The organism is Methylomonas sp. MED-D (assembly GCF_050276835.1).
GTDB classification, from domain to species: Bacteria; Pseudomonadota; Gammaproteobacteria; order Methylococcales; family Methylomonadaceae; genus Methylomonas; species Methylomonas koyamae_A.
The window spans coordinates 1,754,648-1,774,019 of record NZ_CP189965.1 but is presented as its reverse complement, the minus strand read 5'-3'; the positions used below and the strand labels follow the sequence as shown (position 1 = coordinate 1,774,019).

The 19,372-nt window shown below is 55.7% G+C and carries 17 protein-coding genes and 1 pseudogene; 8 read left to right on the top strand and 10 right to left on the bottom strand.

What is annotated here, in order from left to right:
* Positions 1–144: 144 nt before the first annotated feature.
* Positions 145–1,734: an esterase/lipase family protein gene (locus ACQE3E_RS07870; RefSeq protein WP_427501462.1), complete on the top strand. Its 1,590-nt coding sequence runs from the start codon at positions 145–147 to the stop codon at positions 1,732–1,734.
* A gap of 387 nt (positions 1,735–2,121) precedes the next feature.
* A complete protein-coding gene (locus ACQE3E_RS07865; protein WP_427501461.1) occupies positions 2,122–2,886 on the top strand; it encodes a hypothetical protein in 765 nt (254 codons plus the stop codon).
* A 193-nt stretch (positions 2,887–3,079) separates the two neighbouring features.
* On the opposite strand, the gene ACQE3E_RS07860 is transcribed toward ACQE3E_RS07865, so the two are convergent.
* The 3 genes from ACQE3E_RS07860 to ACQE3E_RS07850 all read right to left on the bottom strand — a co-directional run bounded on the left by ACQE3E_RS07860 (position 3,080) and on the right by ACQE3E_RS07850 (position 6,812).
* Positions 3,080–3,382: an REP-associated tyrosine transposase gene (locus ACQE3E_RS07860; RefSeq protein ID WP_427501460.1), complete on the bottom strand. Its 303-nt coding sequence runs from the start codon at positions 3,380–3,382 to the stop codon at positions 3,080–3,082.
* Between the two features lie 762 nt (positions 3,383–4,144).
* Positions 4,145–4,399 (bottom strand): DUF7660 family protein, encoded by a 255-nt coding sequence (locus tag ACQE3E_RS07855; protein ID WP_427501459.1) that lies wholly within the window; start codon positions 4,397–4,399, stop codon positions 4,145–4,147.
* Positions 4,400–4,415: 16 nt separating this feature from the next.
* On the bottom strand, positions 4,416–6,812 hold the full coding sequence (locus tag ACQE3E_RS07850) for an RHS repeat domain-containing protein (RefSeq protein ID WP_427501458.1): 2,397 nt from the start codon (positions 6,810–6,812) through the stop codon (positions 4,416–4,418).
* Positions 6,813–6,824: 12 nt separating this feature from the next.
* Between ACQE3E_RS07850 and ACQE3E_RS07845 the strand changes: the two genes are divergently transcribed.
* The gene (locus ACQE3E_RS07845; RefSeq protein WP_426994317.1) at positions 6,825–7,094 is read left to right on the top strand and encodes a hypothetical protein; all 270 of its coding nucleotides are present in this window, start codon (positions 6,825–6,827) and stop codon (positions 7,092–7,094) included.
* Between the two features lie 122 nt (positions 7,095–7,216).
* Here the strand turns inward: ACQE3E_RS07845 and ACQE3E_RS07840 are convergent, their stop codons facing one another.
* Positions 7,217–7,366, bottom strand: a complete 150-nt coding sequence (locus tag ACQE3E_RS07840) for a hypothetical protein (protein ID WP_427501457.1) — start codon at positions 7,364–7,366, stop codon at positions 7,217–7,219.
* 375 nt (positions 7,367–7,741) lie between these two features.
* On the opposite strand from ACQE3E_RS07840, the gene ACQE3E_RS07835 reads away from it, so the two are divergent.
* The 4 genes and pseudogenes from ACQE3E_RS07835 (at position 7,742) to ACQE3E_RS07820 (ending at position 11,713) form a co-directional block, all read left to right on the top strand.
* On the top strand, positions 7,742–7,927 hold the full coding sequence (locus ACQE3E_RS07835) for a hypothetical protein (protein WP_064025488.1): 186 nt from the start codon (positions 7,742–7,744) through the stop codon (positions 7,925–7,927).
* 20 nt (positions 7,928–7,947) lie between these two features.
* A pseudogene (locus ACQE3E_RS07830) lies at positions 7,948–8,133 on the top strand (type II toxin-antitoxin system RelE/ParE family toxin); the annotation flags it as partial.
* Positions 8,134–8,220: 87 nt separating this feature from the next.
* On the top strand, positions 8,221–8,697 hold the full coding sequence (locus ACQE3E_RS07825) for a hypothetical protein (protein WP_427501456.1): 477 nt from the start codon (positions 8,221–8,223) through the stop codon (positions 8,695–8,697).
* 409 nt (positions 8,698–9,106) lie between these two features.
* A complete protein-coding gene (locus tag ACQE3E_RS07820; protein WP_427501455.1) occupies positions 9,107–11,713 on the top strand; it encodes a PASTA domain-containing protein in 2,607 nt (868 codons plus the stop codon).
* Between the two features lie 187 nt (positions 11,714–11,900).
* On the opposite strand, the gene ACQE3E_RS07815 is transcribed toward ACQE3E_RS07820, so the two are convergent.
* Both ACQE3E_RS07815 and ACQE3E_RS07810 read right to left on the bottom strand, forming a co-directional pair.
* The gene (locus ACQE3E_RS07815) at positions 11,901–12,065 is read right to left on the bottom strand and encodes a hypothetical protein (protein ID WP_427501454.1); all 165 of its coding nucleotides are present in this window, start codon (positions 12,063–12,065) and stop codon (positions 11,901–11,903) included.
* A 150-nt stretch (positions 12,066–12,215) separates the two neighbouring features.
* A complete protein-coding gene (locus ACQE3E_RS07810) occupies positions 12,216–12,812 on the bottom strand; it encodes a hypothetical protein (protein WP_313728500.1) in 597 nt (198 codons plus the stop codon).
* A 191-nt stretch (positions 12,813–13,003) separates the two neighbouring features.
* Here ACQE3E_RS07810 and ACQE3E_RS07805 point away from each other — a divergent pair, with 191 nt between their 5' ends.
* Positions 13,004–14,092, top strand: a complete 1,089-nt coding sequence (locus ACQE3E_RS07805) for an IS5 family transposase (protein WP_427501641.1) — start codon at positions 13,004–13,006, stop codon at positions 14,090–14,092.
* A 276-nt stretch (positions 14,093–14,368) separates the two neighbouring features.
* On the opposite strand, the gene ACQE3E_RS07800 is transcribed toward ACQE3E_RS07805, so the two are convergent.
* The 4 genes from ACQE3E_RS07800 to ACQE3E_RS07785 all read right to left on the bottom strand — a co-directional run bounded on the left by ACQE3E_RS07800 (position 14,369) and on the right by ACQE3E_RS07785 (position 19,337).
* A complete protein-coding gene (locus ACQE3E_RS07800; RefSeq protein ID WP_427501453.1) occupies positions 14,369–14,896 on the bottom strand; it encodes an REP-associated tyrosine transposase in 528 nt (175 codons plus the stop codon).
* Between the two features lie 1,084 nt (positions 14,897–15,980).
* On the bottom strand, positions 15,981–16,961 hold the full coding sequence (locus tag ACQE3E_RS07795; protein WP_427501452.1) for an RHS repeat-associated core domain-containing protein: 981 nt from the start codon (positions 16,959–16,961) through the stop codon (positions 15,981–15,983).
* Between the two features lie 426 nt (positions 16,962–17,387).
* The gene (gene tatA, locus ACQE3E_RS07790) at positions 17,388–17,597 is read right to left on the bottom strand and encodes a twin-arginine translocase TatA/TatE family subunit (RefSeq protein ID WP_313728504.1); all 210 of its coding nucleotides are present in this window, start codon (positions 17,595–17,597) and stop codon (positions 17,388–17,390) included.
* A gap of 84 nt (positions 17,598–17,681) precedes the next feature.
* Positions 17,682–19,337, bottom strand: coding sequence for a PepSY domain-containing protein (locus ACQE3E_RS07785; RefSeq protein ID WP_427501451.1), 1,656 nt, complete (start codon positions 19,335–19,337; stop codon positions 17,682–17,684).
* Positions 19,338–19,372 lie beyond the last annotated feature (35 nt).

The window sequence follows — 19,372 nt, the reverse complement described above, 5'->3', positions numbered from 1 at the left end:
GTTTTAATTCCCTCACCCTGCCCTCTCCCGCGAGGAGAGGGTTGTATTTTGACTAATACGACAGCCTCGGAGGGGCGAGGGAACAATAAACCGAAACTCGAAGCCAACGACCACCACCCGACATTAAATCACGGAGCCTCAACCATGTCCGACACCGCCAAAGCCCTGCAACAAGCCGTCGCCCCCGCCGCCCATCCGATCATCTATGTGCGCGGCTATGCGATGTCCGAATCCGAACGCGACGAAACCGCCGCCGATCCGTTTTGCGGTTTCAACGCCGGCTCCACCGTGGTCCGCGCCGGTACTGGCGATAAAGATACCAAGGCCCGGAAATTCATTTTCGAATCGCCGGTGGTCCGCTTGATTTCGGATTTTGGTTACGCCGACGTCTACGACGAGGGCTTGGACATCATGGACCGGGACTGGCCGAAAGACAAAACCATCCCCTACCGCTCGGTGGTGGTATACCGCTACTACGACGACGGCTCCAGCCTGCTGGGTAGCGGTAAATCCTCGCCGATCGAAACCTATGCCGAGGGCCTGGGGAAACTGATTCAGCGCGTCCGAGACCTGGCGCGCGACGAAGCCGGCCAACCGATCGCGGACACCGACTTCAAATGCTATTTGGTTGCCCACTCGATGGGCGGTCTGGTGTGCCGGGCCTTCTTGCAGAATCCGGCGCTGGGCGATGCCCAAACCCGCGCCTGGGTGGATAAAGTCTTCACCTACGCCACCCCGCACAACGGCATCGAACTAGCCGGCGTCAACGTACCCGACTGGTTGAAAACGGCGGACATGAACAATTTCAGCCGTCCGCGCATGGCCGAATATCTGAATCTCGACAAGGATAGCGAGTACCTGGCCGAAGAACGCGTCGACCTGCTCCGGCACTTTCCGCCGGACCGCTTTTTCTGCATGGTCGGCAGCAACCGCGCCGATTACAACGTCGCCGCCGGCTTGTCGCGGATGTTTTCCGGCCACGGCAGCGACGGCCTGGTCAAGGTCGCCAACGCGGTGTTGACCGGTCAAGACCGCGCCGGCCAAACCTTGCCCTGCCCCAAGGCCTACACCTACCGCTCGCATTCCGGCTATTTCGGCATCGTCAATTCCGAAGACGCGTTTCAAAACCTCACCCGCTTTCTGTTCGGCAATCTGAAGGTCGATATCTGGTTCGACGTCGCCGGCGTCACGCTGCCCGAATCCTTGCAAGGTCAGGCGGATCAAGTCGAGGCCGACTACTACTTCGAACTGCAAGCCGCACCGCGCAAAATGCGCGGCCTGCTGACCCGCCGCACCGCCGAGGAAGATTCGGCGGCGATTCGCGGCCACCGCGAGATCGTCAAACACCAGAAACGCAGCGTGTATCTATCCAGCGTGTTCCTGGCCAACTGGGCCAAGGTCGATCAAACCGACAACACGCTGACCTATGCCGTCACACTGGGCATCGGCGTGCAGGAATACCTGGTGGACGGCTGGCTGTTCGACTCCCACGTCGAAGGCGCCCGCCTGTTCAGCGACACCGCGATCATCGCCATCACCCCAGGCCAACAAGTCACATGGCACTGGAGCCAAGCCAAATCCAAACCGACCGACGTTCGGCTTATCACCCAAGACGAACACGAAGCTGTCGAGGCCGGCGGCTCGCTGACCGTCGAAATCCCGATTCCCACCGTCGCCAAAAAAGCGCCGGGTATTACCGGGAAATTACGGTTTGTGGTTTCGGGGTGGCGGTGAAGGGAGGATTCCGGCCCATCGGTAACACCTCCTCCAGTTTTGCTTATGTCCAAAAATTGATATTAAACCGACATCGGGTTTGCGATTGACCCAAGGGTTACTTGCCATCGAAAAATTACCTTGTAAAGAGCAAGGTACTTTAAGCTTAAATTTACGTTTCTTTGATACCGTTCGAGCACTTTCCAGCAACTTTATGCTTGGAAATGTGCTTGCGAGGTCAATGAAACATGAATATTCAAACTTCGAAATCTAGCACCGCCGACAGGGCAAAGTGGATCACAAATTGCTTCATCAATGCCTTCCTAATCTAATGTGAAGCTAAGAGATCAGGGCAATTGATAGGCTAAATACGGATTTAACGCCTGAAAATCAACGCTAGGAGAATTTATGAAAACAGGAATTTTATTTTCAATGGCAGTCGCGGTTGTTGCCATTAGTGATACCGCAACGGCAGCAGTGACAACGTTCTCAAACTACAACATAGTCTCTAATAATCCTTACCTACCCGTCAGCGCCAGATTCACCGATGCCACCGCCAATCAAACCATGGTCGTCAATGAATTAGCCAATATGCCGGTTGGCACTATTCATTCAGGTGACATCATCAATGGCATTACCTATGCCTTTAGTATCTTTAATCGTGCCAATCCTAACTTGCCAAACGATACGACGGGGCAGGTTGTCAACAATGCCTGGTCGGGTTTCAACCCTGTATTGACCCCTCCTGGCGACGGCACGGCATTCCAACCGGGCGGCTTAACGCAACTCAACGATTCCGTCACACTCACGTTTTCAACCCCAATCAACTCTTTCGGGGTCGGTTTGGTCATTGCTTCGCTTTCAACGTTCAATATCAGCACCGATGTGGCCGGTGTTTCCGCTTCTAGTAGCGGTATAAATTTCTATGGTGATTTAAGCGGCTCGAACCCTCGCGCATTTTTGGGCCTGGTTTCGGACACCCCCTTTTCCAGCGTAACCTTGACCGGTGGCAATAGATACATGGGAGGCACCGTGAAGGCTTGGTCGGGTTGGGATGTCACTCGCATCACTTATGGCGTGACGCCGGTCCCAGTGCCAGCAGCGTGGTTGCTTTTGTTAAGCGGCTTAGCCTGGGGTGGTGTTGTACGCCGCTTTAGCCAGCACAGCCGGTAGGCGTTCCGCTAAACCGACGCGAAAGCCGGTCAATTCAACCGTCATTCGCAATCAAAGCCAGCATCCGGCGAAACCATGTTGTGTTCCGCCTTACGCGTTGACGTGCACGTAATCAATATGCCGGACATAGTCCAATTCGTCGATGACGGTATGTTCCCAATAGCGTTTTTGCCAAACACCGCGCTCGCGGCGTTTACGGCGCGTGGCCGATAGACGTTCGGTGCGCGGCAATCCTTTGTTTGGCAAACAACAATTTCATCAAGCGCAAACGCACGGGAAAATCGTCGGTATCGGGCGGCAAGGTCAATACCATATGCATATGGTCCGGCAGCACCACCCAGGCGTCGATATGAAACGAATACAGCCTTTTGACCCTACGCACCGCGTCGCGTAGCAAATCGATGTGATCGGTCAACAACGTCCGTTGGCGTTCCAGCAAGTTCACCGTGAAGAAATAGCAGCCGCCCGCCACAAAGTTCCGTCGATAGTTCGGCACAACCCCTCCTAAAATCAATCCATGAAGTGCACCGCCATGCAACGCCATGGGAATGGCGTAGGGCGGATTCGGAGCGCAGCGACAATCCGCCAAACACCCCGCCCACGACCCAAAAATCATCGCAATAGGACAAGCTATCGTCGTAGGGAAGCAATCGATGGTGGATTGCCTATCGGCGAATCCACCTTACGCCCAGAAAAAATGACCCGCCATACGGCCGTTGGCTCGTAGTGATAATGACCGCCGCGCGGTCAAGCCCGGCGTTCCAACACGGCGCGTGGGAACGAGGGGAAACCCGCTCCTAACGTTTCATCCTGCCTGTCCACATTGTCGAAACGTTCAGGACGGGGTGCAAACCCCGTCCCGCTCAGGTTCCAGCAAGTTCACCGTGAAGAAATAGCAGCCGCCTGCCACAAAATTCCGTCGATAGTTCGGCACAACCCCTCCCAAAATCAATCCATGAAGTGCACCGCCATGCAACGCCATGGGAATGGCGTAGGGCGGATTCGGAGCGCAGCGACAATCCGCCAAAACCCAAGCCAACCGCATAGCAAGGGCGCGAGCAAATTAAAAGCCATCAATGGTGGATTGCTTCGCGAATCCACCTTACGACACGTCACCGCGCGATTTATCCGCTGTACGGCCGTAAAGTGCGCCCCCGGATAGGTTGTGCCGAGCCAGCGGCGAGGCGCAACGGTCGTGATCGATGCGCCTGACGGCAGCATCCTATCGGTTACCAGGATTTAGCGCATCGTATCGTGGTTATTCATATATTTTTGCCGCATATAAGGCATCGGCAAAAATCTTCCAACTTGGTGTTTCTGGAAATGACTGCCCTGTATTTTTGTAATACATATCCATTGTTCTCATCCAACTCTCCATAGCATTCAAAAACCTTTCAAGGGTTGGATTTTCCCAAGTCTCAGGATTAGCAGTTAAATCAGACCTTAAAGCAGCGATAAAGTCTGCCAAGTCATCTTTCGAATTAATCCTGCTAATCCGTTCATGCAATTCCATATCTTTATTCTCCCCACTATTGAACACAACCACCTTTTACACAAACAATTGTGCCATTGTTTGGTGTAGTAAATTTCCAAGATTCCTTTGCTATTTCTTCCACTGTAGCAGGAACTGTTTTAACTCCAACCCCAGCCTGATCTGCGGCAAATAGTCTTCTGTTATCAAGCGTATAAGTCAATCCATCCTTTTCAAATACTCTGATAGGAGGAAGGTCATTTGGGGATAATTTTCCAGAACGAAGAGCGTCAACAGTTTCTTGAACTGTTCGCCCATCTTTAAATGTGGCGCTGACACTACTTTGAGTAAATCTTATCGTACTTGAGTCAGCTAATCCCGTTGACACACCAGTCCTAATCGAATTAGCCAACCTAATCGAACCAGCCGCCGTCACACTAGCAACCGCATCAATAGGCGAAGCCGAGCTTTGTAAACCAATAGGCTTATATCCGCCCCCGCCTGGGATTTCATCGAAACGGTCACGCGCTGTGGCATCTACTCCAAATAGTAGGGACACGCCAGTATTCACCACCCCCGCAAACGCCGAAGTCCCCCCAATAATCGGCGCAGCCTTCATCAACCCCAACGGATCACTAAAACTAATCGGATTATTCCCCACATACGCATAAGGATTGATCCCATCCGCAAACCCCGCGGGGTCGCGCTGGGCGAAGCGGCCGAGGCTGGGGTCGTAGCTTCTGGCGCGGTAGTGGATCAATCCGGTTACATCCGGCTCGCGGCCGGCATAGCCGTAGCGCGGGATGGTGCCGGTTTTGGCCAAGGCCTGGCCGAAGGCGTCGTAGCGGGCGCTGGCGGTGATGGCACCTGCGGCATTGCTGGTGGCGACGATGGAGCCCAGGCCGTCGGCATGGTAGTAGGCTGTGCCGCTGGGCGTGGTGCGCAGCAGCGGACGGTCGAGGCCGGCGTAGGCATAGTGGGCCTGGGCGGCGTTCCAGTTGGCGCCGTATTCGCTGAGGATGTCTCGGCCGCTGTAGACGAAGCGGGTCGGGGTGCCGTTGCTGACGGTTTCGATGCGCCGGCCCTGGTGGTCGTAGCGGTAGCTCTCGGCGAGGCCGACGCCGCTGGCGGAGGCCAGGCGGTCTAGCGCGTCGTAGGCCAGGGTGAGATTGACGCCGCCGCTGCGTTGGGTCTGGTTGCCGGCGTTGTCGTAGCTATAGCTGGTCAGCAACGTGCCGGTGTCGCTGCCGCTGCGGACTTGGGTCAGCTGCTGGGCGGCGTCGTAAAGGTAACGACGGACGCTGCTGTCCTGAGCGGTGCGCTGGCGGCGGTTGCCGTAGGCGTCGTAGGCGTAGGCTTCGACCTGCGTCAGGGTGGTACCGTTTTGAGTGGAGACGGTGCGTAGCCGGTCCAGGGTATCGTACTGGTAGCGGTAGTCGGTGACCGTGCCGGCGATAGTTTCCAGGTGGCTATTGCGCCGGCCCAGGCTGTCGTAGCCGTACTGGTGGCGGCTGACGGGGTTGTCGCCGGCGGTGCGGTTGATGAGTTCCTGCAGGTTGCCGTCAGCGCTATAACGGTAAAGACTACGGTAGCCGTTGGCCATGGCGGTTTCCTGGAGCCGGCCGCCGGCGTCGAACAGGAAATCGATGCGCTCGCCGGCGCTTTGGATGGCGCTGAGGCGGCCGACGGCGTCGTAGAGGTAGTCTTGCCGCCCGCCTTCATTGTCTTCCAGGCTGTCGAGCAAGCCGCCGGGGCTGTGGCGATAGGTAATGGTCTTGCCGCTGCGGCTGTCGGTGACCGATGCCAGACGCTGCGCGTTGTCGTAGCTGTAGTCGTAGCTGACTTCGGGGGCGTCGACGCCGGTGACTTGGCCGAGTTCGTCGTAGCGGTAGTCGGTGACGTGGGGCGCGGGGTCGGTGGCGTTGAGCTTGGCGGTTTGCCGGGTCAACAGGCCGTTGCGGCTATGGTCATACTCCCATTCGACGATATGGCCGTTGGCGGACTCGCGGCGGACGGGCTGGCCGTGGGCGTCGTAGACCCAGCGGGTGGTGTGGCCGAGAGCGTCGGTTTGTTCGATAACCCGGCCGAAGTCGTCGTAGGCGTAGATGGCCTGATCGGTCAGGGTTTCGACGCCGGTGGCACTGCGATAGCCGGCGCGGATTTTTTGGACATCGCCCAGGGCGGTGTATTGGGTTTCGGTGACCTGGCGAATACCGGCCAACCCTAAGGCATCGTGGACGGGGCCGACGGTTTTAACCGGGCGGCCCAGGGCGTCGTAGTCGGTCAGGGTTTCGCGGCCGCCGTTATCGACGCTACGGGTGACATTGCCGTTATGGTCGTAGTAAAAGTCGGTGTAACGGCGATCGGGGGTGGTGAGGCGTCGCAGACGGCCGTTACCGGTTTTATCGTAATAAGCGTATTGGGTGACAAGGCCGTTGGGGTCGGTGGTTTTCACCGGGCGGCCGGCTTGGTCGTATTCGGTGGCGACGGCGTTGCCTTGGGCGTCGAAGGCGCGGGTCGGCCGATTCGCGGCGTCGTATTCGAAACCGACACTGTAGCCGTCGGGGTTGGTGATTTTGACCACGTTGCCGGTGGCGTCGTAGACGGTGCGGGTGGCGTTGCCGGCCGTGTCGCGCTGGGTGATGGGCCGGTCGAGGTTGTCGTATTCGGCGACTTGTTGTTGCAGCAGGCGGTAATTGCCCTGGGCATCGAAGCCGGCCAGGCTGGTGCCGATTAAGTATATTGCACCGCGTGGCCGAGGGCGTCGCGGCGCCGGGTTTCGCTGAGCGGGTTGGCGGTATCCTGGTACTCGTAGACCAGCCGCGAACCGTCGCCTTGCAATTGCTGCGGCGGCTGGCCCTATTCGTTGAATAAATGGGTCTGGCTATTCCCGCGCTCATCCACGGTGGTGGTTTCCCGGCGGAATTTGTTGTAGCGGAAGGTGTAGCTATGGCCCTGGCTGTCGGTGCGGCGGAAGGTCTTGCCGTTGGCGTAATACTCGAACTGCATGACGTTGCCGTTCGGCCGATCACGCGCACCATGCCTGCCGTCTGGCCGGGGGACTTGGAAATGGAACATCAGTCCGCAGGCGCATTGGCGATAGTGTTATTCGTTGAGTGATTTTTGCTTCTAAACCACTTCCTTGGACGCCCCTGGGGTTATGGCGTATTTGCATTCGGCAATGGATTATTCGTAAACTCTATGACGTTGTTATTAGAGCTATGCCCGATTAGCAAAATGTAATCGGACGAATTTATCGCCTTCTTTCCTCCAAATGGATTTCGTTGTTCGGAGTTGATTGGATTTTTTCACTTTCAAGAGCCGCTTTCAGCAGCTCGCCTGTTCCGACGAACCAGCCACTACCACTCACAGAGGAGACCGATCATGCAAACGCAATCGCTTAAACAGGAAGCCTTAGAGTCCCTGCGACATCTGCCCGACGACGCCGACATCGACGAAATCATGTATCGCCTCTACGTGATCGACAAACTGCGCAAGAGCCGCGAGACCATCGAAAAAGGCGAGGTCATCAGCCACGAGGAACTGAAACGCGAGATCGAGCAGTGGTGATCGTATAGTCAAAACCAGCCCGCGAAGACTTGCGTCTGGTCCACCAGTATATTGCCCACGATTCCAAACACTGCGCCGCCCGCGTGGCACAGGACATCACCGAGAAAATCGAAGTGCTGCGGGAGTTGCCCAAATTAGGCCGGATGGTGCCGGAAATCGGCGAAGAGAATGTGCGGGAAATCGGTTTGTATTCCTATATGAATTGATCGGCGACACGATCTACATCCACGGCGTCATTCATAGACGGCGACATTTCAAGCCGGAGGATTTACAGCGGTAACGGCTGAACCGCGATGCGTTCCGCCACGCCTGACCTCACCATAAAATCGATCCACAGTACGGCCGTGGCGTTCCAGCAAGTTCATCGTGAAGAAATAGCAGCCGCCTGCCACAAAATTCCGTCGATAGTTCGCCACAACCCCTCCCAAAATCAATCCATGAAGTGCACCGCCATGCAACTCCATGGGAATGGCGTAGGGCGGATTCGGAGCGCAGCGACAATCCGCCAAAACCCAAGCCAACCGCATAGCAAGGGCGCGAGCAAATTAAAAGCCATCAATGGTGGATTGCTTCGCGAATCCACCTTACGACACGTCACCGCGCGATTTATCCGCTGTACGGCCGTGCGTACCCTTGCTTATTCGAGCGTCATCGCGATTCAGCGGCGTCACCCGGCAACCTTCAATCGTAATTTGGCTATCAAATTCAACAACTACATTACCTGCGGCGTAATGCTCCTTTCTACCCGCCGAAATTCACCACAACGTTGAGTTGAATCGACATATTTCCCCGGTTTTTAGCGAATTTTTAGTTCCGCGGCAAAACAAGTCGGAAATGTTGCGTTCCTGCCCCCCTCCCCGCCCGCCATCGACCGACAAAGGCCATCCAAATACTTAAGGGCCCCACGATTAAATACCCCCCACACAGAGGATATTTAACAAATAACACCTTGTGTAAGCTAGAGCGCACTGAGTTACGGCGCTTGCCTTAAAGCCGCCGCTACTACGTTTTTAATAAGCGTGTTCGAACATTAGACAAGCTGTGTACAGCTCTGTTAGCAGCCGGACTTGCTCGCGAACAAACGACCTTTCAGATCGAATGACAGTTTTTAATCCTGGACTAATTAGAACGGTCTGGGCGGCATAGGGCATTACCCCCTATTTTTTTGAAGGAGGAGTCATGATTTACTTCCATCCAAGGTTTATCCCGCTCTGCATTAGAGTGTGGCCGCTACCTGTTAATTCAGTCTGTCCAACCGATCAACCTGAAGAAATCCTGGTGAAAGGAAATAATTTCCGGTTGAGCAAGCTTAAATTCGGCGGGACGAGCGTCATGAAAATGTTTACCTCGAGAACGAAGAGGCCAAATCCCTGTCGTGCCGCCGCAGTAACGCTCTTGGCGATTGGTACACTCGCAAACTGGCAGCAAACCCGCGCCGACCAAGCCCTCGACATGAACGAGTGCCTGAGGCTATCCGGCGGCTCGGTAACTTTGTCTCGGCCTAGCGTAGTCTGGGGAGAGTCTGTAGAAGTCTCTTGGATGGCCAATCTTTCGAGCTATTGTGTCGGAATGGGCGTAACCCTCCAGATTCAAGCCGACAGCCAACTGCAGGCTAACACTACGTCGCACACGAGTACTCAAGGCCACGTCAGTGTGACTCCGGCTGCGACTACCACGGTCGCGTTGGTCGCCGTAAACGGCGCCGGCTCGCGTACCTTGGCTTCGCTTCCGCTAGCGGTCGAGCCTTGGAACCCCGAGCCATTACCCGACGACAGCGAATTGCGCCCAACCATTACCTTGCTCGGCAACGATCCGGTTTCACGGCGCCTGTTTGTGCGGGCCCTACGGACACCGAACGAGACCGTGATTATCAAGGGCGACATGGACCTGAGCGGTCTGGACGGCGTTTATGTCGCCCCAGGCGTACAGATAATCGGCGACCGTAGCGTCCGGGATGCGGGCCCCCGTCTGTACACCAGGACGTTTCCTTCCGAACTGCTGCACGTCGGCGACGAGGCCCACGGTCCAAGTGACGGTGTGCGCATCACCGGCATCCGTCTCGATGGCGGAATGAGCGACGACCCGTTCACAGCCGTAGGCAGGCCCGAGGCTACCGCGATAGTTGTCCGTTCCAGCCAAAACGTCGAGATCGATCACAACGAAATCGACCACTGGCGGGGCAAAGGTATCAGCATCCGCGACCCCGACAACCGCATCGCCCAGGACAATGCCGACACGATGCGGGTAAATGACAATTACATTCATCATAATCAGCACCCCAACGGCAACCTGTGTTTGATCGACGGCGGCAGCCATGCGGCCGGCTATGGCGTGGAAGTATCCTACGGCGCCTACGCACTGATCGAGTCTAACGTATTCGATTGGAACCGCCACGCCATCGCCGGCGATGGCCGTGAGGGTTCGGGCTATAAGGCTTACCGCAATCTAGTCCTTCAGCACGGCGGTGTCCACTTCCATTGTGTGAATACCTGGGACATCGTTTTCGGCGTATTATTTCCGCTCAGCGCGTTGGGCGTGGTGGACGGCGACCATATTTACCACACACACCAGATCGATATGCACGGTAGAGGTGACAACGGCTTCGGCGGCCTCGCAGGCGAATGGATGGACATCCAGTTCAACACCATTCTTTACACGGCCGGCACCGGCATCAAGCTGCGCGGTACGCCAGCTCTTGCATCCGAGTCGCCAAGTTCCTTCTCGGTTGGAATGGACGTGAAACATAACGTGTTCGCGCATCAAGACCAATGGGAGTGGATCAATGGAGGCGTATCGCCGGGTGCGATGACCCAGGAGGAAACCGGACTGCAGGCGGCGGACAACCTATACGGGCTCAACACGTTCGACGCGCGTAAACGGTGCGATTTCGACGCCGACGGCCAGGACGACGACTTCATTGCCACTGGCGCGACTTGGTGGTATCGCTCTACGCGGCTTGGCGGTCGCTGGGTGTTTTTGGAACAGTCGCCAAGCCGCTTAGCCGATGTCACGCTAGAGGACGCCGACGGCGACGGTCGCTGCGATGTACTGACGAGCGGAACGGTGCACAGTGCTGGTGGCGATGGCAGCCGCCCCCTCATACAATCACCAGGCGATGTCACGACTATCGCGGGGACACCGGTAAACCAAACGTTGACGGCGGACGGCGGAACGGCGCCCTATTCCTGGGTCGTGTCAGGCCTCCCCAGCGGCCTCTACGCAACATCCGATGGGCGGATATTGGGTACGCCGTCCGACTACTCGATAACGTCTTCGAAGATCACCGCGATGGTCACCTCAGCCAACCATCAATCCGACACCATCACCTTCACCTGGACCGTCGGCTCCAATGTTCCCAACGTCACAGGCTTATCCGAAGATGCCGCGCGTAGGACAATAGCGGATTCCGGTTTACGCGTGGGCAATGTGTCGCGCGAGGTCAACTTCGCATCAGTGGGTTCGGTGATAGCCCAAAGTCTGGCAAGCGGAAGCACGGTGGCAACAAGGACGCCGATGGACATTACCGTGTCCCTAGGTGCCGTCACCGTACCCAATGTACGTTCGTGGGATGCTTCCTCGGCCATGAATGCCATCAACGGCGCCGGTCTCGCTTCCGGCGAAATCACCTACGTAAACACCTGTCTCGATCCCGGTACGGTTCAGAGTACAACCCCATCCAGCGGTGCAGTCGTAGCGCCGGGTACGGCGGTAAAATTATCGGTATCGACCTGTACCGGCACCGGCGGCGGTCGCGGGGGTGGTGGCAACCCGCGTCAGCCATTGTAGTTAGAACCCACCACGCCAGCAGTTCCGTACGCCGAATTCCGTAAGCCCAGTGCAACAAGGCCCGGTAGGCGTACGGAACGATTCGTATCGATTTGAATCAAGCGAACGGCGATATTTCGCCTATTTCGATGCTCCGATGGAATCGCACGACGCCTGATACGCCAAATCCGCCGCCGTTACCGCTCACTTACCGAACCGACTCGCGCTCTTCGGCCCCCGCCGAGCTCAACAAGCCGGACGGCTCGGCTTGGTCGGTTTCGGCGTCCTTGACCGCGTTACGAAAGCCTTTGATCGCATCGCCCAAATCGGCGCCGACGTTTGTGCCGAACACCAAGCAGCGCAGGGTATGCACCGCATACCATTTTCGGAGTCACCGATGAATCAAACGCCAAAAAGGTACGCGGTGCGTACCCTCGGCTATCGAAACCACCGATGCTGAGTTTCGCTCTGATTAACCCAGCGGCGTTTGGCTCGTAGTGACAATGACCGCCGCGGTCAAAGTTCAGGACGGGGTGCAAACCCCGTCGCGCTCAGGATTTTCAGCGAATGAAAGTTTAAAATCTTTCAAATCATCCATGGAATTCAACATTATATATAAAGATAAATCAGGGATAGTGACCGAATAAAGTATTGCTCGATCATTAGACTTAATCACAATTCCTTTAAAGCCGTTAATGTCTTGAATGTTAAATTTACCAGCCAATCCACCCACATCCTGAAATTTTGCTATTGCTTCTTTTCCCTTGGTCACATATTTATCATCAATTTGAGTAAAAATAACTTCCTTTTTTTTATCATTCATATCATGAAAAATATAAAAATATTTCATGCCAACAAAATTCTTTTGAAAAAAAATAGCAGGAACAATCCCATAAAAATATCCAGTTGAAAAAACTCCGTTATTATCACATTCTTTGAAAGCCATTATCCAATTAGCAGGCTTTTTAATTATTACCTTACCAATACTAACTTCACTATAAAGATTTAACCATAAATGAACTGATAAAGCAACAAAGTCGTTATTAAATATACTTGTGAAAATACCAAAAACAAAGAAAATACACAAAAAAATATTTAAACGTTTTTTTAATATACTCATGCTTTTAAAAAAATGATCAAATTCGATTTTATATAGAACAATTATTTAACTTTTATCTGTGCCTTAACAGGCTGTTGATTTTATCTCCCCCGCAAGCCGCATTGATTCGTTGAGTTAGGTGCTGGATATATTCGTAACACATTGTTATTCATGGTAAAATGCTTTTGTTTTCCACATATTCCATCGAATCCATGCGCGGCGCCGACATTACCCAAGAAGAACTGTTCAGTTACCGAACCCTGGAAGAACGGATTCCAAAAAAACATCCGCTCCGCAAGCTGCGCAAAGTGGTCGATCTGTTGCTGGCCACATTGGATGACGAGTTCGATGCGCTCTACGCCCGTCGCGGCCGGGATTCCATTCCGCCGGAGCGCCTGTTACGCGCCAGCCTGCTGCAAGTCTTGTTGTCCATCCGCTCGGAGCGGCAGTTAGTGGAGCATATCGACTTCAATCTGCTTTACCGCTGGTTCGTCGGCTTGACCATGGATGACGCCGTGTGGGACCACTCCACCTTCAGCGCCAACCGCGACCGCTTGCTGAACGAGCGCATCAGTCGTTTGTTTTTCGAACGGGTGTTGGCCTTGGCGGACTGGCAAAAGTTGCTGTCCGACGAACATTTTTCCGTGGACGGTACGCTGATTCAGGCCTGGGCCTCGCACAAGAGTTTCGTCAAAAAAGACGGCTCGACCCCGCCGCCGGAAGACGGCGGCCGTAATCCCACGGTCAACTTCAAGGGCGAGAAGCGCAGTAACGAGACTCACGTATCACGTACCGATCCCGATGCGCGGCTGTACAAAAAGAGCGAGGGCGACAAATCGCAGTTGGCATTTCTTGGTCATGCTTTGATGGAAAACCGTAACGGCCTGGTGGTCGATGTCGAAGTCACTCAGGCCAAGGGAACAGCGGAACGCGAAGCGGCTCAAACCATGGTCAAGCGTACGATCCACAAGCCGGGCGCGACCTTGGGTGCCGATAAAAACTATGACACCCAAGACTTTGTCGCCAATCTACGCCAGCGCAAGGTGACCCCGCATGTCGCCAGCAAGGACAAAGGCTCGGCCATCGACGGCCGCACCACCCGACACGACGGCTACCGCAAAAGCCTCAAAATCCGCAAGCGGATCGAAGAGGTCTTCGGCTGGGCCAAGACCGTCGGTCCGCTACGGCAAACCAAGTTCCGGGGTTTGAAGAAAGTCGCCGCGCAAACGATTTTTACGTTTGCGGCCTATAACCTAACGCGGATGGGCGCCATTTTCGGCTGGCGTTACACGACCGCCTAGGCGCTAGTACGCCTGAAATCCGCCCAAAGGCGGAATTGACCCCCTTCGGGGTGAATATAACCGGCTAAAACCGGTTTTTGAGGCCCAATCAGGCTTCCAGACCACCCGGTGCTTCGGAAAATGGCGTCGAAACCGAAGGTATATCGGCAAATTTCAACAGCCTGTTAACGGGATCGGCCGCTGTTCCACCACCTAACCCGGTAAACCGGTTCCAAAATGGCGGAACCGTGATGCGTTCCGCCTTACGGCTTTACCGTTTACCCCTCATCGCCAACGCTAATCGTTGACCGTCGGCAGTTCGCCTATGTCGCCACACCCATCCAACGGTAAAATTTCATTCAAAACATAGCGATGGAAGGTGGAATATGGCCAATCTCTCACTCGCTCGACATAGCCATGTTTCAACGGATTGACGTGCACGTAATCAATATGCCGGACATAGTCCAATTCGTCGATGACAGTATGTTCCCAATAGCGTCTTTGCCAAACACCGCGCTCGCGGCGTTTGCGGCGCGTGGCCGATAGACGTTCGGTGCGCGGCAATCCTTTGGCAAACAACAATTTCATCAAGCGCAAACGCACGGGAAAATCGTCGGTATCGGGCGGCAAGGTCAATACCATATGCATATGGTCCGGAAGCACCACCCAGGCGTCAATATGAAACGGATACCGCCTTTTGACCCTACGCACCGCGTCGCGTAGCAAATCGATGTGATCGGTCAACAATGTCCGTTGGCGTTCCAGCAAGTTCACCGTGAAGAAATAGCAGCCGCCCGCCACAAAATTCCGTCGATAATTCGGCACAACCCCTCCCAAAATCAATCCATGAAGTGCCCCGCCAAACACCCCGCCCACGACCCAAAAATCATCGCAATAGGACAGGCTATCGTCGTAGGGAAGCAATCGATGGTGGATTGCCTATCGGCGAATCCACCTTACGCCCAGAAAAAATGACCCGCCATACGGCCGTTGGCTCGTAGTGATAATGACCGCCGCGCGGTCAAGCCCGGCGCTCCAACACGGCGCGTGGGAACGAGGGGAAACCCGCTCCTAACGTTTCATCCTGCCTGTCCACATTGTCGAAACGTTCAGGACGGGGTGCAAACCCCGTCCCGCTCAGGACGTCCGTTGGCGTTCCAGCAAGTTCACCGTGGAGAAATAGCCGCCGCCTGCCACAAAGTTCCGTCGATAGTTCGGCACAACCCCTCCCAAAATCAATCCATGAAGTGCACCGCCATGCAACGCCATGGGAATGGCGTAGGGCGGATTCGGAGCGCAGCGACAATCCGCCAAAACCCAAGCCAACCGCATAGCAAGGGCGCGAGCAAATTAAAAGCCATCAATGGTGGATTGCTTCGCGAATCCACCTTACGACACGTCACCGCGCGATTTATCCGCTGTACGACCGTATCCGCCATACGGCCATACGCAGGTTAGCCGTCATTCGCGTCGAAGCAACGTAGGGTATGCACCGCATACCATTTTCGAGGTTTCCGAAGGATCAAACGCCAAAAGGTACTTGGCTAGCGAATTTTTTCTTGCAATACGGGGCGGATCATATATGACCCCTTTGCTCTTGGGTTGTCCGCCATACGGCCATGGTTAATTGACCCCTATTAGATCAATGCCGTCAAATAGCATGAGCACATCAAAACAAGCCCTATAACAGATGGGACGGCATAGGCAATATAAAAATACATACGATCTCCTCGCCTAAATATTATTCTATAGCCGACAATCAAACTAACTAATATAATTCCAACTTCATCAAGTACCGCACCATTGCATGTTTTTATATTAGCCCCAGTTAGAATCCAAATTCCAGTTCCAAATAGCCACAATAACGTTAACAGTGGCATTAGTAGCCACGCTGCTTGATCTATATATTTCATTTTCCCGATTTTTGACAAGTTACACATGCGCTGCCGTTAAGCCAATTATTGGCATTGCTAACGGCACTAAAAACTGCGGAGGTAATCGAAATAGCACTGGCATTAGATGTTCCAGCAACTCCAACACTCACCCCAGGTAATCTAGACGCAGTATTCGCAGCCGCTGTCCAATCTTTAATTTCCAATGCGTTTGTTCTAACAAAATTGCCCGCACTATCAGAATAACCTCCGATTGGCACCTTTAGCGCAGCGACACTCAGCCCGACATCTATAAGATCTGCCGCAACAACGGCTTTCATATTTCCAGGATAGTTGGCTTCGGCAATCAGCCTTGGAACAGTTGTCGGAAGCGACGGGGCGCGACCATTCCATGCATCCACTAAGTTGCTGGCATTTAACGCTACCCCACCAAGGGATTTTCCTATTATCGCTGACCCAGTCATTATCGTGCCGTATCCTGCAACTTGATTGAAGCCACCCGGACCGGCTGCGGCCACTGCAGAGCCACCCGCTACTATCGAGGCACCACCGAGGACTCCCATTACATTACCCAGAACACCAATTGCCGAGTCTTTTACTCCAGACCAGTTAACCTGATTATTCCCCGCAAACGCCGACACATTCCCACCCGGAATCGGCACCGCCTTCATCAACCCCAACGGATCACTAAAACTAATCGGATTATTCCCCACATAGGCATAAGGATTAATCCCATCGGCAAAGCCCGCCGGGTCGCGCTGGGCGAAGCGGCCGAGGCCGGGGTCGTAGCTTCTGGCGCGGTAGTGGATCAGTCCGGTGGCGTCCGGCTCGCGGCCGGTGTAGCCGTAGCGCGGGATGGTGCCGGTTTTGTTGATCGTCTGGCCGAAGGCGTCGTAACGGGCACTGGCGGTCACGGCGCCGGCGGCGTTGCTGGTGGCGACGACCGAACCCAAGCCGTCGGCATGGTAGTAGGCGTTGCCGCTGGGCGTGTTTCTCAATAGCGGCTGGTCGAGGCCGGCGTAGGCGTAGTGGGCCTGGGCGGCGTTCCAGTTGGCGCCGTATTCGCTGAGGATGTCTCGGCCGCTGTAGACGAAGCGGGTCGGGGTGCCGTTGCTGACGGTTTCGATGCGCCGGCCCTGGTGGTCGTAGCGGTAGCTCTCGGCGAGGCCGGCGCCGCTGGCGGAGGCCAGGCGGTCCAGCGCGTCGTAGGCCAGGGTGAGATTGACGCCGCCGCTGCGTTGGGTTTGGTTGCTGGTGTTGTCTAGGTAACGGCGGACGCTGCGCTACTTATCCGGCTTACACAGAAATCAGCGCGGAATCGATGTGTATGATTGCGTAAACCTATCGCGAATCAATAACGACGCAATAGGTTCATGCAACCGACAATCCCCCATTACGCCAAATCCGCCGCCGTTACCGATCACTTACCGGACCGACTCGCGCTCTTCGGTCCCCGCCGAGCTCAACAAGCCACCGGCCGGCTCGGCTTGGTCGGTTTCCGCGTCATTCACCGCCTTCCGAAAACCTTTGATCGCATCGCCTAAATCGGCGCCGACGTTTTTCAAACGCTTGGTGCCGAACACCAAGACCACGATGGCCAACACCACCAATAAATGCGGTACGCTCAAACCCATATCTCACTCCAAATAGTCATTTAAAAAATCCGGGGCCTCGACTGATGCCTAAGCCCCGGCGAGGCGCTGTTTAGAACTCGACCGTCAATCGGCCGCCTCGGTCACCAAGGTGCCGCTACGAGTTGGCGACGCCGCCGCGGACTCCGAACTCGGCGCCGCCGTGTTAACTCGGCGTTTCTTCGGCGCAAAAGTTTTCACCAAACGTTTCCAGCCGATCACCAGCGAGCTGGCCCCCAGCACTAAGCCGAATCCGACCCAGGTCAGCATCCACACATCCCACAGCGGGCGGTAGTAGAGCCAACCGAAATCCCAATGGTGCAGACCGGAATACAGCCAGCGGAACACACGGCGACTGCGATCCAGCTTGGCCAGCAATTGGCCATCCTGCGGGTCGAGATAAACCCGGCTGCCCGCCGCGTCGTCCAGTTCGGCCAACACCACCGGCAACGGCTTTTCGACCGAGCCTTGATGGTGGCGCGGATAGTAATAACTGTCGTAGTCGTCCAATACCGTGACCGCCGCGACCTTGGTTTCGCCGGCCAAGCGCTGGACCGCGTCGCCGATCGCGTTTTCGCTGAAACGCGGACCGGCCCCGGTGGGCGTCAGCGGCAAGCGCAAACCGTCGCGGCCTTGCGCCAATAGTACCGTTTCGCCGCCCAGGCGCCGCCAGTTCAGCTCGACGACTTCAATACCGGTGCCGGCCAACCGCAACGGCGCCGGCCGCCAATCCAGCATCGTCGCCGGCACTTCGGCGCCCAAATAGCGTTTCAACTCGGCCTTGCTGATTTCGCCGTTGGAAAAGATTTTACCGGGATTGGTATCGACGAAGCCGCTCAGCGCCCAGCTCAAGGCCACGGTGCCACCGATCAAACCGGTCCAGAAATGCCATTTGAACCAGAATTCGCGATAAGGCTGGGTTCGGCCTTGCGAGTAGGTCGGCTTGCCGCCGAAACCTGGCCGCCAGCGCAACCAGCCGATAATCAGGCCGGTGATGCAGGCTATCGTGGCGCCCGCGCCGGACCACAGTTGTACGTCGTGGCGAATGTCGCCCAGTCCCAGCAAATCCAGCGGTTTGAATAAATGTATCCAATTCCCGGCCCAAAACAGGCCGCGCTGCCAACGGCTGGAGGCGTGCAGCACTTCGCCGGTCCGCGCCGAAATCAGCAACTCCTCGCCCTCGTTGCTGGCGATGCGGTGAAACGGCCGTAAAGTCTCGCGGTTACGCAAGATCGCCGGCGCCTCGACGCTTTCCAGATAAATCAGCTCGGCCGGATTACGACCCTCGGCGACGAACCAGTTTTGCGCGATTCGCAGTGCCTGGGTTCTGTCGGTTTCCCGTAAACCGCCGTCCACCGCCGATAACACATAACGCAGGCCGTGGGTATCCTCGATCAGCCAGACCGGCTCGCCGGCGCTGCGCAACAAGCGGGCGTCGGCCAGGGCCGGTTCGCCGCCAAGCTTGCCGGGAGCCGCTTCGCCGCCGCTAGCCTTGGCTTTGCGCTGCTCGGCGGCGGCCTGGCGTTGCGCGCCGCTACGTTGCCAAACTTCGCCGACGCTCAGCCAACCGGACTCGGGTTGCAAAACCTCGGCGTGCGCCAGTTGTTGGGCGCGGCTTTGCGCGGTCGGCGTCGAATACATGATCACCAATCCGGTCGCAAACCAAACGAACATGAACAATGCCAGCACCACGCCCAACCAACGATGGGTTTCGTATAGCAACCAGTTCAACGATTTCTTCATTTTCATCTCCTTGTTATAGAGACTGTCGTAAAAGT